General features: G+C 34.0%; 17 protein-coding genes. 9 read left to right on the top strand and 8 right to left on the bottom strand.

Going from position 1 to position 17,448, the window contains the following annotated elements:
* Positions 1 to 3 precede the first annotated feature (3 nt).
* Genes N4T20_RS01430 through N4T20_RS01410 form a run of 5 tightly spaced genes read left to right on the top strand, consistent with a single transcriptional unit; the run spans position 4 to position 5,578 of the window.
* The gene (locus N4T20_RS01430) at positions 4 to 558 is read left to right on the top strand and encodes a serine O-acetyltransferase (protein WP_260671380.1); all 555 of its coding nucleotides are present in this window, start codon (positions 4 to 6) and stop codon (positions 556 to 558) included.
* Positions 558 to 1,676: a glycosyltransferase gene (locus tag N4T20_RS01425; protein WP_260671379.1), complete on the top strand. Its 1,119-nt coding sequence runs from the start codon at positions 558 to 560 to the stop codon at positions 1,674 to 1,676. The genes N4T20_RS01430 and N4T20_RS01425 overlap by 1 nt, the downstream gene beginning before the upstream one ends.
* Entirely contained in the window at positions 1,673 to 2,782 is a 1,110-nt protein-coding gene (locus N4T20_RS01420; protein WP_260671378.1) for a glycosyltransferase family 4 protein, read from the top strand. The genes N4T20_RS01425 and N4T20_RS01420 overlap by 4 nt, the downstream gene beginning before the upstream one ends.
* Positions 2,779 to 4,128, top strand: coding sequence for an O-antigen ligase family protein (locus N4T20_RS01415; RefSeq protein WP_260671377.1), 1,350 nt, complete (start codon positions 2,779 to 2,781; stop codon positions 4,126 to 4,128). Before N4T20_RS01420 ends, N4T20_RS01415 begins: the two co-directional genes overlap by 4 nt.
* Positions 4,129 to 4,183: 55 nt before the next feature.
* Positions 4,184 to 5,578 carry a sugar transferase gene (locus N4T20_RS01410; RefSeq protein ID WP_260671376.1) on the top strand — a complete coding sequence of 465 codons (1,395 nt, stop codon included), beginning with the start codon at positions 4,184 to 4,186 and terminating at the stop codon, positions 5,576 to 5,578.
* Positions 5,579 to 5,582: 4 nt separating this feature from the next.
* Here the strand turns inward: N4T20_RS01410 and N4T20_RS01405 are convergent, their stop codons facing one another.
* A complete protein-coding gene (locus N4T20_RS01405) occupies positions 5,583 to 6,719 on the bottom strand; it encodes a DUF4105 domain-containing protein (RefSeq protein ID WP_260671375.1) in 1,137 nt (378 codons plus the stop codon).
* 30 nt (positions 6,720 to 6,749) lie between these two features.
* Positions 6,750 to 7,733, bottom strand: a complete 984-nt coding sequence (locus tag N4T20_RS01400; RefSeq protein WP_260673088.1) for a PorV/PorQ family protein — start codon at positions 7,731 to 7,733, stop codon at positions 6,750 to 6,752.
* Positions 7,734 to 8,008: 275 nt separating this feature from the next.
* Between N4T20_RS01400 and N4T20_RS01395 the strand changes: the two genes are divergently transcribed.
* Both N4T20_RS01395 and N4T20_RS01390 read left to right on the top strand, forming a co-directional pair.
* Complete coding sequence (locus tag N4T20_RS01395; protein WP_260671374.1) at positions 8,009 to 8,725, top strand: CDP-alcohol phosphatidyltransferase family protein; 717 nt, start codon at positions 8,009 to 8,011, stop codon at positions 8,723 to 8,725.
* Positions 8,726 to 8,734: 9 nt separating this feature from the next.
* Positions 8,735 to 9,589 (top strand): glycoside hydrolase family 25 protein, encoded by an 855-nt coding sequence (locus tag N4T20_RS01390; RefSeq protein ID WP_260671373.1) that lies wholly within the window; start codon positions 8,735 to 8,737, stop codon positions 9,587 to 9,589.
* A 20-nt stretch (positions 9,590 to 9,609) separates the two neighbouring features.
* On the opposite strand, the gene N4T20_RS01385 is transcribed toward N4T20_RS01390, so the two are convergent.
* From N4T20_RS01385 to N4T20_RS01365, 5 genes are all read right to left on the bottom strand, one after another.
* The gene (locus N4T20_RS01385) at positions 9,610 to 9,831 is read right to left on the bottom strand and encodes a DUF5808 domain-containing protein (protein WP_260671372.1); all 222 of its coding nucleotides are present in this window, start codon (positions 9,829 to 9,831) and stop codon (positions 9,610 to 9,612) included.
* Positions 9,832 to 9,912: 81 nt separating this feature from the next.
* Positions 9,913 to 10,653 (bottom strand): LPS export ABC transporter ATP-binding protein, encoded by a 741-nt coding sequence (lptB, locus tag N4T20_RS01380; protein ID WP_008464443.1) that lies wholly within the window; start codon positions 10,651 to 10,653, stop codon positions 9,913 to 9,915.
* 224 nt (positions 10,654 to 10,877) lie between these two features.
* Positions 10,878 to 11,228, bottom strand: a complete 351-nt coding sequence (locus N4T20_RS01375) for a carboxymuconolactone decarboxylase family protein (RefSeq protein WP_260671371.1) — start codon at positions 11,226 to 11,228, stop codon at positions 10,878 to 10,880.
* Positions 11,221 to 12,039, bottom strand: a complete 819-nt coding sequence (tatC, locus tag N4T20_RS01370; RefSeq protein WP_202005759.1) for a twin-arginine translocase subunit TatC — start codon at positions 12,037 to 12,039, stop codon at positions 11,221 to 11,223. The genes N4T20_RS01375 and tatC overlap by 8 nt, the downstream gene beginning before the upstream one ends.
* Positions 12,039 to 13,004, bottom strand: coding sequence for an SIS domain-containing protein (locus tag N4T20_RS01365; RefSeq protein WP_260671370.1), 966 nt, complete (start codon positions 13,002 to 13,004; stop codon positions 12,039 to 12,041). Before N4T20_RS01365 ends, tatC begins: the two co-directional genes overlap by 1 nt.
* Before the next feature lie 86 nt (positions 13,005 to 13,090).
* On the opposite strand from N4T20_RS01365, the gene recQ reads away from it, so the two are divergent.
* Positions 13,091 to 15,286 (top strand): DNA helicase RecQ, encoded by a 2,196-nt coding sequence (recQ, locus tag N4T20_RS01360; protein WP_260671369.1) that lies wholly within the window; start codon positions 13,091 to 13,093, stop codon positions 15,284 to 15,286.
* 73 nt (positions 15,287 to 15,359) lie between these two features.
* Here recQ and N4T20_RS01355 read toward each other — a convergent pair whose 3' ends face one another.
* On the bottom strand, positions 15,360 to 15,599 hold the full coding sequence (locus N4T20_RS01355; RefSeq protein ID WP_260671368.1) for a hypothetical protein: 240 nt from the start codon (positions 15,597 to 15,599) through the stop codon (positions 15,360 to 15,362).
* Between the two features lie 277 nt (positions 15,600 to 15,876).
* On the opposite strand from N4T20_RS01355, the gene N4T20_RS01350 reads away from it, so the two are divergent.
* Positions 15,877 to 17,436 carry an NAD(P)/FAD-dependent oxidoreductase gene (locus N4T20_RS01350; protein WP_260671367.1) on the top strand — a complete coding sequence of 520 codons (1,560 nt, stop codon included), beginning with the start codon at positions 15,877 to 15,879 and terminating at the stop codon, positions 17,434 to 17,436.
* The last annotated feature ends 12 nt before the right edge of the window (positions 17,437 to 17,448 follow it).

Below are 17,448 nucleotides of genomic sequence, written 5' to 3'. Positions count from 1 at the left end.
GTTATGAATGTATTGCAACTCATAAAATCTGATTACAGAAGGTATAAAAATTACGGAGGGAATTTTTTTGGAATTGTATTTTTTACACAAGGTTTTTGGGCTGTTTTTCAATATAGAATTGCTCATTATATTTTTTCGAAAATAAAATGGCAACCATTTAGATTTTTATTCACTTTTATAGGGCTGGTAACTCAAAAAACTATTGAAATTATAACAGGAATATCTATTCCTGCTTCTGCAAAAATTGGACATTCTTTTTATATTGGACATTTTGGTGGAATCATTATTAATGCTAAAGCAGTAATTGGGAATAATTGTAATATTTCACAGGGTGTTACAATAGGGGTTTCTGGACGAGAGGGGAAAAGAGGAGTGCCTATAATTGGTAATGAAGTTTATATTGGCGCAAATGCAGTTATCTCTGGAAATATTATCATAGGAAATCAGGTTGCAATAGGGGCCTGTTCACTTGTAATTAGTTCGGTAGGAGAAAATTCAGTGGTGTTGGGTGTTCCAGCTGTAGTTATGTCAAAAAATGGTTCTAAAGGTTATATTTAATGAAACTATTAGTTATTTCTGGGGCTCCGTTTATATTTAAGGGTAAAAAAAGTTTCGCTTACAGTCCTTATGTAAAAGAATTAATCGTATGGGAAAAATACGTTGAAGATATTTTGTTTTGTTGCCCAGTTTGGAAAAATGAAAATGGACTTTTAATAGAAGAAATTCCTTTTCATTTTCGAAAGCATTATAAATTGATTGATTTTAATTTAAATAGTTTTCCGAATATTATTAAAAGTTTTTTTTTAGTTTTTTGTAATATCTTAATTATTATTAAAGCTGTATATGATGCGGACCATATTCATTTAAGATGCCCTGGAAATATGGGATTATTAGGTTGCATTGTTCAAATATTTTTTCCCTCGAAAAAAAAGACAGCCAAGTATGCTGGAAATTGGGATCCAAGAAGCAAACAGCCTTTGACATACAGAATGCAAAAATGGATTTTAAATAATACATTTTTAACTAGAAATATGCAGGTTTTAGTTTATGGAGAATGGGAAAATCAGTCCAAAAATATTAAGTCCTTTTTTACCGCTACTTATTCTGAATCTGAAAAAGAGGTTGTAGCGAAAGATAATATAAGTAAAGAGAAAACTTTTGTTTTTGTGGGAGCTTTGGCTTCTGGCAAAAATCCAATGTATGCCATAAAACTAGTTGAACAGTTAGTCAAAAACAATAATATGGACTTGCTTCATATTTTTGGAGAAGGGAGAGAACGAGTGAATTTAGAAAACTATATAAAAGAGAACCAGCTCGAAAAGTTCGTTTTTTTGCATGGAAATCAAAACAAAGAAACACTTAAGCAATTTTATAAAAAAAGTCATTTTGTTATATTGCCATCGAAAAGTGAAGGCTGGCCAAAAGCTATTGCTGAGGGAATGTTTTGGGGATGTGTTCCACTGGCGACAAATGTTTCTTGTGTCCCTTTTATGATTAATTATGGGGAAAGAGGACTTTTATTAGATATGAATGTGAAAAGAGATGTAGCTCAAATACAGGAGATTCTATCAGATCAAAATAGGTTTGAAGAAATGAGCAAATTAGCATCGGAGTGGTCTCGTAATTATACTACAGATATATTCGAAAAAGAAATAAAAAATTTGCTAGTAAAATGAGAATAGTGCAAATTATAGACTCTTTAGAACCAGGAGGAGCTGAAAGAATGGCGGTAAATTATGCAAATGCATTATCAAAAAAAACTGAATTCTCAGGATTAGTATCAACTAGAAAGAAAGGAGTACTTTTAGAAGAAATAGATGAAAAGGTTTCTTTTCTGTTTTTAAGAAAAACTAAAAAGATAGATATAAAATCAATTTTTAAATTAAAAGCTTATTTAAAAAAGAATAGGATAGATGTAATTCATGCCCATAGCTCTTCTTTTTTTTTAGCAATATTGATAAAATTAGTTTTGCCAAAAATTATGATTATCTGGCACGATCACTATGGAATTTCTCAAGATTTGTCAGCAAGAAAAAACTTGAGTTTAAAAATAGGATCACTTTTTTTTGCAGGAGTCATTTCGGTAAATTTGAATTTAAAAAATTGGGCAAAGAGTTATTTGTTTTGTTCCAATATTATTTATTTTCCAAATTTCATTGATGAATCACTGAAAACTGATGAGAAATTAAGTTTGAAAGGTAGTGAAGATAAGAGGATTGTTTGCGTAGCAAATTTACGTCCTCAAAAAAATCATGAATTATTAATTGAGGCCGCAAATTTAATAAAGGGAAAATATCCAGATTGGACTTTTCATGTTTTTGGAAAGGATTTTGAAGATGATTATTCTAATAGAGTGAGAAAGTCCATAGAGGATTTAAAATTAGAAAAAGCTATTTTCTTTTATGGAACAACAAATAATGTTTCATCAGCTCTTAAACAATCTGATATTGCAGTACTGCCTTCATTATCTGAAGGTCTCCCATTAGCACTTTTAGAATATGGATTCCATAAGTTACCTGTTATAAGCACAAATGTGGGACAAGTTTCCAGTGTAATTACTTCAGATAAAGTGGGAATAGTAATCGAATCTCAAAACCTTAAACAATTGGTAATAGCAATTGAAAAGCTGATTTTAGATCAAAAATATAGAGAGGAGTTAGGTTTGGCTTTGTATAATGAGGTTAAATCCAACTTTAGTGAAGAAAAAATAATTGAAGACTACTTTTTATGGCTGAATTCTTTTATTCCTAATGCTCTTTCATTAAAGAAAACGACAAAATGAAAAATAATTCAATATCATATATCTTTCTTGTCTTGATTCATGTAATCATAGGATTGGTTATTTTTGTTGTGCCTCTTTTATCTAAAATTTATGCATTATTAATACCTATTGTAGGGCTTTCTATTGTTATTCGTAATAAGAATAAAAATAATGAAGTGATTTTTGTAGCTGCATATCTTGTTGGGGTTGAGGTATTTTTAAGAATGACTGGAGGTAATTTTAGTAACGAATATGTGAAATTTCTCGTCATTTTTTTTATGATAATTGGGATGTTTTATAGTAACTTCTCAATGAGATCGTTTTTATATATTGTTTTTCTAGTTTTATTAATACCTGGGATCTTAGTTGCTGCTTCGGTAGACGATCTTGGCTTTGACCTTAAAAAAGCTATAGCTTTTAACTTGTCAGGATCATTTTGTTTGGCAATTGCGTCTATGTATATGTACAAAAAAAGGCTGTTGTTTTCAGAATTGCAAAATGTTGTAATTGGAATTGGTCTGCCAATTGTTTCAACAGTTCTTTATTTATTTTTATACAATCCTAGTGTAAGAGATGTAGTGACGGGAACTCAGTCTAATTTTGAAACTTCAGGTGGATTTGGACCCAATCAAGTATCAACAATTTTAGGACTAGGAATGTTTGCTTTTTTTTCGCAACTGATTCTTTTTTCAAAATCAAAAAAAGAAATAATACTAAATGCTATTTTATTAACATTTGTAAGTTATCGAGGTATTGTTACATTTTCACGCGGAGGAATAATAACTGGAGTCGTTATGATTCTTTGCTTATTGCTTTTGCTTTTTGCTTTTTCAAATGATCGCGGCAAAAGGAAAATTACTCTAGTTTTTTTATTAGTAGGAGCGCTAGGAGTTGGGATATTTTCATACACATCGTTGCAAACTTCTGGACTTATCGAAAAAAGATATGCCAATAAAGATGGTAAAGGAAGGGAAAAAAAAGATCGATTAGGCGGAAGAGAAGCTGTTATTGATACAGATTTAAAACTGTTTGTAGATAACCCTATTTTGGGTATTGGAGTAGGAATGGGGAAAGAAAATAGGAAAGAATCATTAGGGCAAGCTGTAGCAGCTCACAGTGAGGTCTCACGTTTACTTAGCGAACACGGTTTGTTTGGAATATTTAGCTTTCTTATTTTACTTTTTGTGCCTTTTACTCTTTATATAAACAATAGACAGCACATATATTTTTTCTCTTTTTTTCTCTTTTGGCTTCTTACGATAAATCATGCGGCACTAAGAATTGCAGCCCCTGCTTTTGTGTACGCGCTGTGTCTTCTTTCGGTTCAAATAAAAATACCTGAAAAAACAGAGAACACCACTAGCTAAATTCGTTTTTTATAATACATTTGCCTCAAGTTTAAGCCCCTAACAAACTGAAAGAATGTCATCAACAAAGAAAATGCATTTTGAAATATCGGAAAGGAAAATATTGCTCCTTACTTTCGATGCTGTTTTTATTTTATTTGCTTTATATCTCTTAAGCGCGATATTTGATTATCATTATTTCGCTTTTAATGTCAATAGTTCATTTAGTATACTTTTATTAGTCAGCTATCTTTATGCTTTTGGCGTAATATTCGAGATTTATAATTTGCAGGTAGCAAGTAATCATCTTCAAATTCTGCAGAACGTAGTTTTTGCCGCTACAGCTACCGTCTTAGCGTATTTGTTTACGCCAGTTCTCTCTCCTGTTTTGCCAAAACAAAGATTAGTTATTGTAATCTTTTATTTTACAATACTGATAACATTGCTTTTATGGCGTTTGTTTTATTGCTATTTCTTGGCATCTCACCGGTTTTCTCAAAATGTTGTCTTGATTTGCGACCAAAGTGAAGTGGAGGAATTAGTTTTAGGACTCGAAAATGTAGATCCGCATTATAAAATTATTGGTTTTGTCAACTCCGATTCAATCGCAGATGAAAATTTAGATTTTCATTATGTGAATGAAATAAAAAAAGAAGATTTAGAGCATTTCGTTTCTACGCATTATGTTTCTGAAATTGTTATTGCTTCTCAGAAAACAGATGGCATTACTCCAGATCTATATCAGCAATTGCTTCATTTGTTAGAATCTGGAAATATTATTCGCGAGTATACGCAAGTTTACGAAAGCAAGACACAACGAATTCCTGTTCACCATATAGAAAGAGATTTTTATCGATTTTTCCCTTTTAGCAGGAGTAATAGCAATAAGCTGTATTTGTTTTTTGTGCGCCTTGTAGAAGTTATATTTTCTGTTTTAGGACTTTTAATTAGTGCAGTTTTTATTCCGATCATTTTTCTCTGCAATCTATTTGCCAATAAAGGAAGCTTATTTTACACTCAAGAAAGAATAGGTAAAAATGGAGCAGTTTTCAAGATTTATAAGTTTAGAACCATGACAGAGAATTCAGAAACAAATGGTGCTGTTTTCGCTGCTCATAATGACAAAAGAGTTACTCCATTTGGCAAATTTATGCGCAAGTCTAGAATTGACGAACTGCCTCAATTTATTAACGTCTTAAAAGGAGATATGGGCGTAATTGGGCCAAGACCTGAGCGTCCTTTTTTTGTTGAAGAAATTGCTGCCGTCATGCCTTTTTATGAAACACGCCATGTAATTAAACCAGGGCTTACAGGCTGGGCACAGGTTAATTATTCTTATGGAGAGTCAATCGACGAAAGTTTGGTTAAACTACAGTACGATCTGTATTACATCAAACACAGAAGTATATTTCTAGATTTGAGCATTACTTTCAAAACCATTACCACGGTTTTATTTTATAGAGGCCAATAATATTTTAAATTATAATCGGAATTGGTTTTTTGTTGCGAATTGCTGTTCGCACTAAAACCACTCCACTTGTAATGATCAATGGCAAAGTGATAAAGAAATGGACTTTATTGATTAAAAACAAAAAGTAAATCACTAAAAGCACAAAGTTGATTAGCGAAAATCTATAAGTCCATAGTTTGTTCTTGAAAATTGAAACCAAAACCAAAACCAGTAATAGCGGACTAAAAAGCAGTGCATTGTAATTCATTGCCAGTTCTTGGTGAAACGAGTAAAATCCCATAATAACAAAGAATATTCCAATTAAAGATAGGACTAGGAAATAGACTTTATCGACTGTTTTACTTTTGGCAAAAATTACAAAAAGTAAGATAAAGAGATAAGTATAAATGTTATTCCACCAAGATTTTGGAGTTTCTTTAGTGAATTCTAATAATGTTTTGCTTTTAGCCACCAAAGGTTTATTTTGGAAAGTCGTTTTATCTAAACTGTTTTTCAATTCAAAAGGAAGAAAAATTCTGGTTCCCATTTGATCTACTTTTGTTCCGAAAATGATGCTTGTACCCAATTGATCGTAAAAATGGCCATCAAAATAAGGAAATAGGATCGAGCGGTAGGTTTTATCCGCATCTTCTTTTTTTGAAATTACATTTCCTCCTAAAGTTTTGTTCACTACATCAACCACCATCGAAGTGCAGTTTTTATCAATAAATTTATAAGTATAATAACGCTCATCAGAATCTAAAACAGCATTTAACTCATTAAAAAGTTTTTGCTTTAAATCTTGAGAAATCAGTAGTTCCTGTTCATAAATGCTTCTTTTCTCATAAGTGTATTCGTTAAAAAAATCGGCATACGAATGCACAGTTGCAAAATACTGCAAATCTCCTTTTGCAAACTTTAAAACAAAGTTTGGAGTTCTAAAATCAAAAGTTCCATAATTGTAAACAACGTCAAAATTGTTTTCTGGATCTAAAACTCTAATTCCAGTATGTCCAAAATAAGAATAAGTCTCGTTTCCAAGACCGCAAGTCAAAATACTTATTTTAGCATCTTTAGATAAAGCCAAACTTTGACTGAAACCAATAAAACCGGATAAGAATAATAAAATAAAAAGCGCTTTTTTGAACATGACAGTTTTCATGGTTTAAAATTTTAAATGTTTTTAAAGTTTCTATCTAAAGATACCTAAATCTACTTTTAGTGAAAAAATATTAGAATACAATGCTGTGCTTTGGTTGCCCAAATCGGTCAAAGCATAATCAATTTGTATGCCTTTATATCTGAATCCCAAGCCAATATTGGGCTGAAAATTTACTTTTTCGGTATTATCCAATTGCATGACATTCTGAAAGTTTCCTGCTCCAGCTCGTACGAAAACCAAATCGGTATAGCCAAACTCAAACCCTAGAGCTGGGTCTATACTTATAGCTTTTGAAGAAATAATATCGTTTGTCTGCTCGAATCGCATATTTAGATTTGCTGAGGTTACAAGACTGCATTCATTATGAAAGTCGAATCTTTTTGAAACTCCTAATTGCGCTTTTGGCAATGTAATTTCTGTGCTTTCTGGCAAAGTATTGTTTTCTCCCGGAATTGCATTGGCGATTTTAGCATATTCTTCTTCGTCGATATTCCAAACATTGTAAGTAGTGGTAATATCGCGAAGCATTAAACCAAACTTCCAGTCATTTCTCTCAAACTGAAGTCCAATATCAAACCCAAAACCCCATGAGTTGGCAAATTTTCCAATTATTCTTCGAATTACTTTTGCGTTTACACCATATTGAAATCCGTCAACAGGCAGTTTTCTGGCATAAGAAAAAGTAAAACCATAATCTGCCGTAGAAAACAAGCTGATTCTATTATAATCTATATTTCCTTGATTATCGATTAATTGCGTGGTGTCCATAATGTCGTCTACCCCGAAACGAATCATCGAAATTCCCCATGCGCTTCTGTCATCAATTGGACTGGCGTATCCTATGTAGTCGTATTGGGCAATGTTGGCAAAGTAGCTGGCGTGCATTAGCGCAATCTGATGGTCTTCAAGATGTGTCAACCCAGCTGGATTCCAATAAACGGCATTTACATCATTTGAAGAAGCAGTTACAGCACTTGCCATTCCAAGAGCAGCGGCATCGACTCCAATATTCATAAACTCGTTCGAATACTTTCGAGCGGTTTGTGCATACTGAAAAGTACAACTCCAAAAAAATAAAAACACTAAATATTTCTTCAACGTATATGTTTTTGCAGATCGAGGCCTGTTTTAAAAATTTTATCAAAAATATAATATTTTACTCATCTAATAAGTTCCTTTACTTAAATATTGCCAAAGTCTCACTTAGAAATAAAAAACTCTCGAAAAAACTCGTTTTGCATCGAGTTATTATGCTAAATTTGTCCTTGCCATTATCAAAATTTAAAGCTATGAATATCAAAAAGCATATCCCAAATCTAATTACATTAATTAATCTTTTCTGCGGCTGTGTCGCAATTGTTTTTGTCTCTAAAGGAGATTTTTTAATGGCTTTTTACATGGTTTGCTTAGGAATCTTTTTTGATTTCTTTGATGGTTTTTTTGCCAGATTATTTAAAGTTTCAAGTCCGCTTGGGTTACAATTAGATTCTTTGGCCGATATGGTGACAAGCGGCGTTGTACCAGGTTACGTCATGTACAGTATGTTTGCTAGAGGCGGTGACCAACTAGGAAATCAAGCAATTGTTCCTTTTTTAGGATTTATTATAACTTTGGGTGCCTGCTATAGATTAGCCAACTTTAATATCGATACTCGTCAGACCGATTCGTTTATTGGTTTGCCAACTCCTGCAAATGCCATTTTTATTATTAGTTTGCAAATAGTTCTGGATATGTATGCAGATTCGTCTCTTGTAATTCTTGAATTATTGACAAATCAATGGGTTTTATTACTTGTCACTTTGGGCAGCGCTTACATTATGAATGCTGAAATTCCATTATTTTCTTTAAAAATTAAAAAATTCAGTTTGAAAGAAAATGCACTTCAAATCGTATTTTTGATTATCTCTGTATTAATGATTCTTTTCCTTCAGTATATGGCAATTCCGTTGATTATTGTCTTTTATGTATTGCTGTCGATCATAAATAATCTTTTTTTGAAAAAGTAATTCTGTTTAATGGCAAGAAAAACGACTTATCGTAAAACATATTCAAGAAAACCAGCAGGAAGATCTTTTCTGAGCAGACTTTTTCGAGGACTTTTATTGATTTTTTTCGGACTTTTATTCATTGCAGTAATCTATCATTATCGCAAAGGGCTTGCTTATTACTTAGGTTTTAGAACAGAAAAAGTTTTAGAAGAAGATGAGGTTGACAAACATCTTTCTGATGTGCGCAATATTCGGGTTCTCGAAAATCATAAAGGAAAAGTAATCGGAATTGACGTATCTGAGTTTCAAGGAAAGGTAGATTGGGAAGAAGTCGAAATTTTGGACGAAAAATATCCTGTACAATTTGTTTTTATTCGCGCAACCGCAGGAAATGATCGTGTAGACAGGCAGTTTAAAAGAAATTGGGAAGGTGCAAAAGAAAATAAAATCATGCGTGGCGCTTATCACTATTATCGTCCAAACGAAAATTCTATTGAGCAGGCAGATCTTTTTATCAAAACAGTAAAATTGCAGAAAGGCGATCTTCCGCCTGTTTTAGATATCGAAAAATTACCCAAAAATCAGCCTTTAGACAGTTTGAAAAAAGGTTTGAAGCGTTGGCTGAATAAAGTTGAGAAACACTACCAAGTTCGTCCAATAATTTATTCGGGAGAAAGGTATTATTCGGATTTTTTGAAAGAAGAATTTAGCGAATATCTTTTCTGGATTGCCAACTATAATTTCTACAGAGAAAAAATTGAAGATGACTGGCTGTTTTGGCAGTTTACAGAAAAAGCGTCTCTGCCGGGAATCAAACATCGTGTTGATGTTAATATTTACAATGGCGATTTAGAGCAATTGCATTTTATTACTGTCGAGTAATACTGAATACTTTTTTTAAGCTATTTCAATAAAACTAAAACAACAATTATTATAAAAGGCAAAAGAAGCATTACAGAATACGGATTGGCAAAATTTATCGTATAGCCCATCCATTGAATTTTTTTGGGAGGAAGCAATCTTTTGTCTTTAGGATTATAATAACAGGTATTGAAGAAATACCAATTCTTTGGGTCTTTGTGCCAATTATCGTAATCTTCCTGAGTTGGTTTTTCTGATTTCATTTAGGATTTCTTAGAATTCTGTTTCAAAAAAAATGGTAAAAAGCAATTCACATTTTACTTTTTACCACTTTCATATTTTTTTTAAAATTCAAGTTTCTTTTTACGAAGCTCAAAGTTTTGTCCAAGATAAACACGGCGGACCATTTCGTCTTCTACCAGTTCTTCTGGAACTCCGGCTTTTAGAATTCCTCCTTCAAACATTAGGTATGTTTTGTCGGTGATTGCTAAAGTTTCCTGAACGTTGTGGTCGGTAATCAAAATTCCGATATTTTTATTTTTTAACTGTGCTACAATTCGCTGAATATCTTCAACTGCAACAGGGTCAACTCCTGCAAAAGGCTCATCCAATAAAATAAATTTTGGATCGGTTGCCAGAGCACGCGCAATTTCGGTACGACGGCGCTCACCTCCAGAAAGCAAATCGCCTCGGTTGGTGCGAATATGCTCTAAGCTGAATTCTTCAATTAAACTCTCCATTTTAGCAATTTGAGCTTCTTTAGAAAGTTTAGTTAATTGAAGTACGCTCAGAATATTATCTTCAATGCTCAATTTTCTGAAAACAGAAGCCTCTTGTGCCAAATAACCAATTCCCTGCTGAGCACGTTTGTACATCGGATAGTCGGTAATGTTCAAATCATCAAGAAAAATATTCCCTTGATTTGGCTTTACCAATCCCACAATCATATAGAATGACGTTGTTTTTCCAGCTCCATTTGGCCCTAAAAGCCCCACGATTTCTCCTTGATTCACTTCAACAGAAATTCCTTTTACAACACTGCGTCCTTTATAAGTTTTGATTAAATTATCGGCTCTTAGCTTCATTTTTTAATTAGATGATTAGATAATTTGAAAATGAGATAATTGAAAAACTAGCTCATACTCAATTTTTTAATTTGATTTGAAAAGCAAAATAAATGTAAAATAATTAATCGGGTAAATCAATTAACAAATTATTGCGTTTTCAAAAGTTTGGAAATTGCGCTTCAAAAGTAAATAATTAGAGCATTTCAAAAACTATCTAATTATCAAATTGGCACATTTTCTAATTATTTTCCTCCTTCTTCAAGAGCTTCCCAAAATTCGTAAGCTCTTCTTAAGTGTGGGATTACGATTGTTCCTCCAACAAGAGTCGCAATTCCCATTGCTTCCATCATTTCTTCTTTAGAAACGCCTTCTTTATAGCTTGTTTCTAAATGGTATTTTACACAATCGTCACATCTTAAAACTGCCGATGCTACCAAACCTAAAAGTTCTTTTGTCTTTACATCAAGAGCTCCTTCAGCATATGCATTGGTATCAAGATTAAAAATACGCTTTACAATTTTGTTGTTGTCAGCAAGCAGTTTTTCGTTCATTTTAGAACGATAGTCGTTAAATTCTTGAACTATATCAGACATTTTCTTCTTTTAATTTATTTTTATAAACAATCTTCGAAATTAGAATACTAACCTCGTAAATAAGCAGCATCGGAATTGCAACAATAGTCTGGCTCACAACATCTGGCGGCGTTACGATTGCGGCAATAATTAAAATAATTACAACGGCATACTTCCAATATTTTCTTAAGAATTCAGGAGTTACTAATCCTAGTTTAGTTAAGAAATAAATAGCGATTGGGAGTTCAAAAAAGATGGCGCTTCCCAAAATACTCGTTTTTACCATTCCCATATACGACTCCAATGTAAACTGGTTTTTTACCACATCACTGATCGAGAACGTTGCAACGAAATTTACCGACATCGGAATTACCACAAAATAGCCAAATAGCACTCCTAAAAAGAAAAGCAAGGAAGAAACAAAGATGAACAATTTTGCATTTTTTCTTTCTTTCTCATAAAGCGCTGGGCTGATAAATTTCCAGATTTCCCATAAAATATAAGGGAAACTCAAAATAAAACCTGCCAAAAGACACATCCAGACAAAAATATTTACCTGGCCTTCCATTTCAGTATTTTGAATAATGAAATTCAGTTCGGTAATACAGATGCTGTCTGCAAATCCTAACGAATGAGATAAGTCGCAGAACCAAACATACGTAAAGAATGTTGGCCTAATAGGACCTAAAATAATTTGATCAAACAAATAATCGCTAATAAAATAAGTAACAATTGCCATGATAATCGTTGCAAGTGTACTTCTAACCAATAACCATCTTAATTCTTCAAGATGATCTAAAAATGACATTTCGCCAAGATTTTTCTTTGCCATTATACGATTCCTTCTTTTAAAATGTCATGTAAATGTAAAACTCCTTTATATTCTCCGTTGTCTGCAACAATCAATTGCGTAATCGAAAAGTCTTCTAAAATATTTAAAGCATCGACAGCCATTGTTTCAGATGAAACTACTTTTGGATTTTTAGACATAATATCTTTTGCAGTTAAGTCTGCAATACTATCTACGTCGTTTAGCATTCTTCGGATGTCTCCATCTGTAATAATTCCGATAATTTTATTGTCTTCAATTACAGCAGTAACTCCCAATCTTTTTTCAGAGATTTCAAAAATCGCTTTTTTGATAGAAGTATCTGGCGTCACCATTGGTTTTAACGAATGTTCGATCATATCTTTTACGCGAAGCAGCAATTTTTTTCCTAAAGCACCTCCAGGATGATAAACCGCAAAATCTTCTGGCTTGAAATCACGCATTTCCATTAAGCACACGGCTAATGCGTCGCCCATGACAAGCTGTGCTGTAGTGCTGTTTGTTGGCGCTAAATTGATTGGGCAGGCTTCTGTGTCAACAGTTGTATTGAGGACAAAATCTGAACCTTTTGCCAAAAATGAAGTTGTGTTTCCTGTAATGGCAATTAAAGTGTTTCCGAATCTTTTTAATAGAGGAACAAGCACTTTAATTTCGGGGCTATTTCCGCTTTTAGAAATACAGATAATGAGGTCATCATTCTGTACCATCCCTAAATCGCCGTGAATGGCTTCTGCAGCGTGCAAAAACATAGAAGGTGTTCCGGTAGAGTTAAAGGTGGCTACCATTTTTTGAGCAATGATAGCGCTTTTTCCAATTCCTGTAACGATCAGACGGCCTTTAGATTCGTATATGCGTTGGACAGCTTCGTAAAAATTTTCGTCCAAAAAATCAATTAGTTTTGTAATTGCTTCACTTTCAGAGAGTATTGTTTTCTTGGCGATCGCCAATATATTTTCTTTTGTGATCAAAACAGAATATTTAAAATTTGTATGTATAAAAGAAAGTTGTATCTTTATGTGTTGCAAATTTATACAAAATACAGTTAATATAGAGAATGAATTCAAATGAAATTGAAATACATAAAGAATTAAAGAAGTATTTCGGCTTTAGCCAATTTAAAGGCTTGCAGGAGCAAGTCATTACGAGTATTTTAGAAGGAAAGAATACATTCGTAATTATGCCGACCGGTGGAGGAAAGTCTCTTTGCTACCAATTACCGGCTTTAATTCAAGAAGGAACAGCAATTGTTGTTTCTCCTTTAATTGCTTTGATGAAAAATCAGGTTGACGCAATTCGAAGCCTTTCGTCTGAAAACGGAATCGCACATGTATTAAACTCCTCTCTAACTAAAACAGAAATTGCTCAGGTCAAAAAAGATATTACTTCTGGATTGACCAAACTTTTGTATGTCGCCCCAGAATCATTAACAAAAGAAGAATATGTGGCTTTTTTACAAAGTGTTCCAATTTCTTTTGTTGCCATTGATGAAGCGCACTGTATCTCAGAATGGGGACACGATTTTAGGCCAGAGTATAGAAATCTGAGAAATATAATTAAGCAGCTGGGTAAAGTGCCAATTATCGGACTTACCGCAACCGCAACACCAAAGGTTCAGGAAGATATTCTGAAAAACCTTGATATGGCCGATGCAAATACTTTTAAAGCATCGTTCAACAGACCGAACTTGTACTATGAAGTTCGTACCAAAACAAAAAACATTGAGTCGGATATCATTCGATTTATAAAACAGCATAAAGGCAAATCTGGAATTATTTACTGCTTAAGCCGTAAAAAAGTAGAATCGATTGCCGAAGTTTTGCAGGTAAACGGAATCAGCGCTGTTCCTTATCACGCAGGTTTAGATGCAAAAACCCGGGCCAAGCATCAGGATATGTTTTTGATGGAAGATGTTGATGTCGTTGTGGCAACAATCGCTTTCGGAATGGGAATCGATAAACCAGACGTTCGCTTTGTAATTCACCATGACATTCCAAAATCACTAGAAAGTTATTATCAAGAAACAGGACGTGCAGGACGTGACGGTGGAGAAGGACACTGTTTAGCTTATTACTCCTATAAAGATGTAGAAAAGCTCGAGAAATTTATGTCTGGAAAACCAGTTGCCGAACAAGAAATTGGCTTTGCGCTTTTGCAAGAAGTTGTGGCGTATGCCGAAACTTCGATGTCACGCCGAAAATTCCTTCTTCATTATTTCGGAGAAGAATTTGACAGTGAAACTGGAGAAGGAGCCGATATGGATGACAACGTTCGTAATCCAAAACATAAAGTTGAAGCCAAAGATCAAGTGGTTAAACTACTTGAAATTGTTCGAGATACCAAGCATATTTACAAATCAAAAGAAATTGTATTCACTTTAATTGGCCGTATCAATGCGGTTATTAAAGCGCATAAAACAGATACACAGCCTTATTTTGGATCAGGATCTGATCATGATGAAAAATATTGGATGGCATTGTTGAGGCAAGTTCTGGTGACAGGGCTTTTGTCAAAAGACATCGAAACTTATGGCGTAATAAAAATTACCAAAGAAGGTCTGGATTTTATCAAAAAACCAGTTTCGTTTATGATGTCTGAAGATCATGAGTACACCGAAGCAGATGATGAAACTATTGTGGCAGGAGGGAAATCTTCTGGAACTGCAGACGAAGTTTTGACAGGAATGCTTCGTGAGCTTCGTAAAAAAGTGGCTAAAAAACTTGGAGTTCCTCCATTTGTAGTTTTCCAAGATCCTTCCATCGAAGATATGGCTTTAAAATATCCGATAACAATTCAGGAATTATACAATATTCATGGTGTTGGTGAAGGAAAAGCAAAAAAATACGGAAGCGAATTTGTTGCTCTAATCAGCCGATATGTTGAGGATAATGATATTATTCGCCCAGACGATTTGGTTGTAAAATCTACAGGAGTAAATTCTGCCAACAAATTATACATTATTCAGAATATTGATAGAAAACTTCCGCTAAGTGATATCGCTTCTGCAAAAGGGCTTTCTATGGATGCGCTGATTAAAGAAATGGAACAAATTGTTTATTCTGGAACAAAGCTGAACATCAAATATTGGTTAGACGATATTTTAGATGATGATCAGCAGGAAGAAATTCACGATTATTTCATGGAATCGGAATCGGATAAAATCGAAGACGCCTTAAAAGAATTTGACGGCGACTACGATATTGATGAACTTCGTTTAATGCGTATTAAGTTTATTAGTGAAGTAGCTAATTAGATATAAGTTAAAAGTGAGATGTGAAATGTGTTTTCTTTGACACACAAACATCTCACTTTTTTCATTTTACATCTTACTCAGAATAAATTTCTCCACGGTGCGGTTTCAAAGCATCTCTCACTTGAATCATGTTTTCGTCTGTAACGACCATAAAAGCAATGGCATACATTTCGTCTATGACTTTAAATCCTGTAATATTCAGAGGCAATTTTTCTATTGCGATGTATTCTTTTAAATGAATTTCGTGGTGTTCGGCAGTCTTAGCCGAAGCAGGTCCGCGAAAATCCCAAATCAGTTTTATTTTTCTTGACATTTTTTTTTTATTAGGTGCAAAGGTTGTGAGGCGCAAAGGTACAAAGGTTTTTTTTAAGGTTCTATGTAGAGACGCACTGCAGTGCGTCTACGCAATGTATGTTAGTAATATGTTATACGAACTGCCGTAGTTTCTACGATATTCTTTGTGCTGAAAATCTGCTAATTTGCCTCAAACGGCGTGCAAATTTTACAGTAAATGTAAAATCTCATTTCAAAATAGTACTTTTGTATGTTCTTTTCATAGAAAGAAAAGCTAATAGAATAAATAAGACAAAATGCCTAAAGAACTTTTACTTCAAGTTACACCCGAAATCGCTGCAAACGAATCATTGCTTAAAGATTATTTGTCCAAGCAGATAAAAGTTTCTTCAAACGAAATTCAGCACGTTTCAATTTTAAAACGCTCTATTGATGCACGTCAAAAAGCGATTAAAATCAATTTGAAAGTTCTTATTTATTTAAAAGGCGAACCTTTTCAGGAAACTAAACTAGAGCTTCCTATATATAAAGATGTTTCCAACGCACAAGAAGTTATTGTGGTTGGCGCGGGTCCAGCCGGGCTTTTTGCCGCTTTGCAATTAATCGAATTAGGTTTAAAGCCAATCGTATTAGAACGCGGAAAAGATGTTCGAGGACGTCGTCGTGATCTGAAAGCGATAAACCGTGAGCATATCGTAAACGAAGATTCTAATTACTGTTTTGGTGAGGGAGGAGCAGGAACCTATTCTGACGGAAAATTATATACCCGCTCTAAAAAACGTGGAGATGTGACCCGAATTCTAGAACTTTTGGTGGCTTTTGGAGCTTCTGAGGATATTTTGGTTGAAGCGCATCCGCATATTGGGACTAATAAACTTCCGAAAATCATTGAAGATATTAGAAATAAAATCAGGGAATTTGGCGGACAGGTTTTGTTTGAAACCCGTGTTGATGATATTTTGGTAAAGAATAATGAAGTTGAGGGAATCGTAACGCAAAACGGAGATAAAATTCACGCCAATAAATTAATCTTGGCAACGGGACATTCAGCTCGTGATATTTTTGAATTATTAGATAAAAAGAAAATTTTAATAGAAGCAAAACCATTTGCTTTGGGAGTTCGAGCAGAGCATTCGCAAGAATTAATCGATAGCATTCAATATAGTTGTGATTTCCGTGGAGAACATTTGCCTCCAGCACCATATTCTATCGTAAAACAAGTTAATGGCCGCGGAATGTACTCTTTCTGTATGTGTCCGGGAGGCGTAATTGCGCCTTGTGCAACAAGTCCGGGAGAAGTAGTTACAAACGGCTGGTCGCCATCTAAACGTGATCAGGCAACAGCAAATTCTGGAATTGTGGTCGAATTGAAACTAGAAGATTTTAAACCTTTTGCAAGATTCGGAGCTTTGGCTGGAATGGAATTTCAAAAAAGCATCGAACAAAAGGCTTGGCATTTGGCTGGAGAAACTCAAAAAGTCCCAGCTCAAAGAATGATTGATTTTACAAAAAGCAAAGTTTCAGCAGACATTCCGAAAACTTCTTATGTTCCCGGAACAACTTCGGTAGAATTGGGACAGGTTTTTCCAGGTTTTTTGACTCAAATTATGCGTCAGGGATTTCAGGAGTTCGGAAAATCAATGCGCGGTTATTTAACTAACGAAGCTATTTTGCACGCACCAGAAAGCAGAACTTCATCGCCAGTAAGAATTCCGAGAGATCCTATGACTTTAGAGCATTTGCAAATCAAAGGATTATATCCATGCGGAGAAGGTGCGGGGTATGCCGGCGGAATCATTTCTGCCGCAATTGATGGTGAAAAATGCGCCTTAATGATTGCGGAAGCTTTGAAATAATTGACTTCAGGT

Source organism: Flavobacterium sp. TR2, assembly GCF_025252405.1.
Lineage (GTDB): Bacteria > Bacteroidota > Bacteroidia > Flavobacteriales > Flavobacteriaceae > Flavobacterium.
Note: the sequence above shows the minus strand (reverse complement) of the source record. Positions and strands in the feature narration are given on the sequence as shown.

Bases quoted from the DNA above. Each gene is read 5' to 3' on its own strand.
- N4T20_RS01415 (WP_260671377.1), top strand. From the start codon at position 2,779: ATGAAAAATAATTCAATATCATATATCTTTCTTGTCTTGATTCATGTA.
- recQ (WP_260671369.1), top strand. From the start codon at position 13,091: ATGAATTCAAATGAAATTGAAATACATAAAGAATTAAAGAAGTATTTC.
- N4T20_RS01400 (WP_260673088.1), bottom strand. From the start codon at position 7,733: ATGAATATTGGAGTCGATGCCGCTGCTCTTGGAATGGCAAGTGCTGTA.
- N4T20_RS01395 (WP_260671374.1), top strand. From the start codon at position 8,009: ATGAATATCAAAAAGCATATCCCAAATCTAATTACATTAATTAATCTT.
- N4T20_RS01420 (WP_260671378.1), top strand. From the start codon at position 1,673: ATGAGAATAGTGCAAATTATAGACTCTTTAGAACCAGGAGGAGCTGAA.
- lptB (WP_008464443.1), bottom strand. From the start codon at position 10,653: ATGAAGCTAAGAGCCGATAATTTAATCAAAACTTATAAAGGACGCAGT.
- N4T20_RS01430 (WP_260671380.1), top strand. From the start codon at position 4: ATGAATGTATTGCAACTCATAAAATCTGATTACAGAAGGTATAAAAAT.
- N4T20_RS01385 (WP_260671372.1), bottom strand. From the start codon at position 9,831: ATGAAATCAGAAAAACCAACTCAGGAAGATTACGATAATTGGCACAAA.
- N4T20_RS01350 (WP_260671367.1), top strand. From the start codon at position 15,877: ATGCCTAAAGAACTTTTACTTCAAGTTACACCCGAAATCGCTGCAAAC.
- N4T20_RS01410 (WP_260671376.1), top strand. From the start codon at position 4,184: ATGTCATCAACAAAGAAAATGCATTTTGAAATATCGGAAAGGAAAATA.
- tatC (WP_202005759.1), bottom strand. From the start codon at position 12,039: ATGGCAAAGAAAAATCTTGGCGAAATGTCATTTTTAGATCATCTTGAA.
- N4T20_RS01355 (WP_260671368.1), bottom strand. From the start codon at position 15,599: ATGTCAAGAAAAATAAAACTGATTTGGGATTTTCGCGGACCTGCTTCG.
- N4T20_RS01375 (WP_260671371.1), bottom strand. From the start codon at position 11,228: ATGTCTGATATAGTTCAAGAATTTAACGACTATCGTTCTAAAATGAAC.
- N4T20_RS01425 (WP_260671379.1), top strand. From the start codon at position 558: ATGAAACTATTAGTTATTTCTGGGGCTCCGTTTATATTTAAGGGTAAA.
- N4T20_RS01390 (WP_260671373.1), top strand. From the start codon at position 8,735: ATGGCAAGAAAAACGACTTATCGTAAAACATATTCAAGAAAACCAGCA.
- N4T20_RS01405 (WP_260671375.1), bottom strand. From the start codon at position 6,719: ATGAAAACTGTCATGTTCAAAAAAGCGCTTTTTATTTTATTATTCTTA.